The sequence below is a fragment of the Methylobacterium sp. WL6 genome (genome assembly GCF_008040095.1).
In the GTDB taxonomy this organism is placed as follows: domain Bacteria; phylum Pseudomonadota; class Alphaproteobacteria; order Rhizobiales; family Beijerinckiaceae; genus Methylobacterium.
This window is the reverse complement of sequence record NZ_VRVH01000467.1, coordinates 1-2,467: the sequence shown is the minus strand read 5'-3', so window position 1 is coordinate 2,467 and position 2,467 is coordinate 1. Positions and strand designations below refer to the sequence as shown.

The 2,467-nt window shown below is 71.4% G+C and carries 1 pseudogene; it reads right to left on the bottom strand.

Features of this window, described 5'->3' with window-relative positions:
* Positions 1-1,718: pseudogene (locus FV230_RS27265) on the bottom strand (hypothetical protein); the annotation flags it as partial.
* Positions 1,719-2,467: the final 749 nt, after the last annotated feature.

Here is a 2,467-nt window from a genome sequence, read left to right as displayed (position 1 = left end):
CTGCCGGCGGCGAGCCCGGTCAGGCGGCGCGCGCCCGCGGTGCCGGTGAAGTCGACCACGCTGCCGTCGGAGGCCGAGCCGACCGTGATGGTGCGGCTCGCGGCATCCTGCTGGACGAGGCCGATCGTGCCGGCGTCGAGGCCGCTGCGCAGCGCGGTGAGGTTGCCGGCGTTCGTCGCCACGGCCTGGTTCGTCGTGAACAGCTGGCCGCCGTTGACCGCGTCGGTCGAGCCCGAGGCGAGGCTTCCCGGGGCGACGTTGTGCAGGGCGACCGGAGCGCCGCCGTTGGCGCCGACCAGCGTCGCGTCGTTCGAGGGCGTGGCCGGGTTCGCGGTCGTCGGGTCCGCCGACGTGGAATATCGCAGCGGCATCTGCGACAGCGCCACGGCGCCGCTGTCGGTCGTCGCCGGCGCGAGCCCGGTGATGCCGACCGCCGAGCCGACGCTGCCGCCGCGGGTCAGGTCGATGCTGGCGAGCCGGTTGCCCGAACCGTCGGTGTCGTAGCGCAGGCCGAGCTGGTCGATGGCGCCGACGACGCCGGGCACGGTGGCGTAGGGCTTTCCGTTGTAGCTGTAGCTCGGCGCCGTGTAGGTGCCGTCGCTGCCGAAGCTGCCCCCGAGCGCGGTCGCGTTCCCGGCGACGCCGTTCCCGACCGAGCGGAGCTGGCGCAGGTTGACCGCGTCGGTGTCCTGCTGGCCGCCCGCGACGTTGGTGATCTGCCGCTCCGCGCCCGCCGCGCCGACCGAGAGCTCGGTGTTGGCCGAGGACAGGGTGGTCGTGGTGTAGGCCTCGGTGCCGCTCAGGCTGCCGCGCAGCGCCATCGAGCCGGCGCCGAGCGCCACCGAGCGCGCCTTGGTCGCCGAGGCGCCGCTGCCGAGCGCCAGCGCCGAGCCGCCGACGGCGTTGGAATTGTCGCCGATCGCGATGTTGCTGGCGGTCGGGTTGCTGCCGGTCTCGCCGGCGACGGAGAGCCGGCCGAGCGCCAGCGCATCCTGCCCGTAGGCGCTGGCGATGAAGCCCTGGGCGAACGAGAAGTCGCCGACCGCGTAGGATTGCCGTCCCAGGGCGATGGCGACGTCGCCGAGCGCCTGGTTGTTGGTGCCGAGCGACAGGGTCGAGCGGCCGGTGGCGATGTTGGCGTAGCCGATCGCGACGCCGTAGGAGCCGGACGCGGCGTTGTTGGCGCCGATCGCGGTCGAGTTGAAGGTCCCGGTGCCGGCTGCGTTGTTGTAGCCGACGGCGACGCCGCCGGCGGCGCCGACGGTGGACTTCTTGCCGATCGCGGTGCCCGACGGCTGCGCGCCGGCATTGACCTCCCCGGGACCCGGCGGCGTGGTGCTGCCGTTCGCGCCGTTCCGGATGTCGCCCCCGGTCCCGGCCGTCGGGTTGCCGACGCCGTTGGCGTCCCGGTAGTTGATGATGCCCTGGTTGGTCGTCGCCGATTGCGCGGCGGCGCCCGAGCCGATCGCCACGGATCCGGCACCGGACGAGCTCGCGTTGTAGCCGCCGGCGAAGGACTCGTCGCCGCCGGCCGCCGCGTTCGGGCCGACCGCGGTCGAATTCGCTCCGGCCGAGGTGGCGCCGGTGCCGGCATTGTAGGCCTGTGCCGAGGCCGAGCCCGTCGCGGCGAGGCCGAGCGCCAGGGCCAAGGCGGTCGTGGTCAGGAGGTCGCGGTGCAGGCGCGCAGCGGGGCGGTCGCAGGGTCGATGGCTGGGCATGACGGCCGGTATGTCCTCAAGGAACGCGACGCAGAGATCTGGACAGGCAAGGCGATGCCGCCGGCACGCGTGCGCAGGGCGCGCATGCCCGGGGTGGATTTCGATTGTTGGTCAAATCCTGCCGTGATCGTCGGATGACGCCCGACGTTTCAGGCAAGTGTGCTGGTGTCTTTGCTCGACGCGACTTCCCGATCGTGACGCTTGATTATTTTCTTATTTCCAGACCCGTTCGGCGCTATTTGCGTCGCTTGGGTCTCTATTTCAGCCTACCTTGCTGCTCGGTCCGCGCTGTTCATGAGTGGTTATCATTAAAACGATGCTACGCGCGGAGATGATAGCGCTGCCTCTCAAAGGGACAGGGCGGCGCCACCCGCCCGGTCGTCTCGGCGGGCGGGCTCGGGCGCGGCCCGCCGCCCTTTCGGTCTCACGGCGACGTGAACGCGCCCGAGCGATACGCCGCTGCGGGGGAGGCCCGCCGATCGCGAACCGGCATGGTCGGCGCGTTCCGCGACCGCGTCGGGACGGCGCCGGGAGAGAGGATTATCGTCTCCCCCTGGCGCCCTCGGGCCGACGTGGCACGCTTTCGCCCCATTGATCGGCGACATGAAGCGTCTTTTGCGGCAGGGCGCCGCGGACGAGCGCCGCGTCGCCCACGCCCCTTCCCGCGTCTTATAAACAAATACGAGCCCACCAGACAAGCGCAGATGTCGGATGGCGGGTTGGGCGTGAAAAAAAAAAAGGGGGGGGGG